The 1246-nt window shown below is 42.9% G+C and carries 1 protein-coding gene; it reads right to left on the reverse strand.

Annotation, left to right across the window (positions count from 1 at the left end):
• Positions 1–1199, reverse strand: a 1199-nt coding sequence (locus tag R8269_RS24950) for a glycosyltransferase (RefSeq protein WP_318222873.1), incomplete at its 3' end; no start/stop codon positions are given.
• Positions 1200–1246 lie beyond the last annotated feature (47 nt).

Genomic DNA, 1246 nt, shown 5'->3' on the forward strand with positions numbered 1-1246 from the left:
TAGACAGGGTAAAGAAATAACCATTTCGCTGACTTCAGATCCTCTTTTTTTCTCTCTGATACAAGCCCAATATAGACAACAAAAATCAGAGCAGATAAAAAGAGGTAGACAAAATAGAGCATTAGCATCAACGCCAATACAAATTTAAGTGGATAGACAATCACCATATAAATGCTAAATATCACCACGAGCAGCGGTAATAGAACATTTTGAATCACGCCATAAGCCAAAGTGAATACAAAGTTTCCCCAACCAAGTAAACGTGGAGACAGCCCCTCATTGTGCTTACGCAAAAATAAAAACAATAAATCTCCATCCCAACGAAGTCGTTGCAATACCAAACCTTTCAACGTATCTGGTACATCAGTATGGCCGATGGAATGCGTCGAAAAGGCCAACTTATTATCAGGATAACGACGTTTGTATTGCTTCAAACGCATGGTTAAGTCGAGATCTTCTGCAGTATGCGTATCCCACCCCCCAACTTGCTTAAGAAGGTTCTTTCGAAACGCTCCGAATGCGCCAGAGATATTATTGAGCACACCCCACGTCGCCATCCCTGTTTTACCTGCTTGCATAGACAGCATGTACTCCAAGGATTGCATTTTGGTTAGTAAGTTGGCGTTGTGGTTGCGAACTCTTAGTGCACCACCGCTAGCAATCACATTTTTATCCGCAAACTGTTTCATCATGGTGAAAACCATGTCGTTATCGAATGAGGTATCTCCATCTACGTTAATGACAATTTCACCGCTGGCCATCGATAAGCCGGCATTCAATGTCGAAACACGGCCTCCACGTTGCCACTTTGGCAAGACGCGAACTTTACGATTACGGACACCTGTATGTCTTCTCTCACCATTTAATGCGGCTTGATAGGTATCTTGGTTTTGCACCGCCCCATCAACCACTGCGAGTATTTCAATATGACCTGGGTAAACTTGCTCAACTAACGTATCGATGGTGATCCCAATCGCCTCTCCCTCACCGTAGCAAGTGATAACGAAGCTTACTGATGGAAATCGTTTTAACTCTGGCTCTTCTCGCATATATGACCAACGAAATATCCCTGTTAACACCAACAAATACAGCGGCAACTCTATGATGATCATTACTGGAAACAACAATAGCCATAGTTCTTCATTGTGAAGAAGCATGCCTCGAAGATAGTCGAGTAAAACGAGACTATCTTGCAGCATAGATCTCACCCATCAACGATTCGATCCAAACAGAAACACCACCTTCA

This window comes from Vibrio sp. Vb0667 (assembly GCF_033391095.1).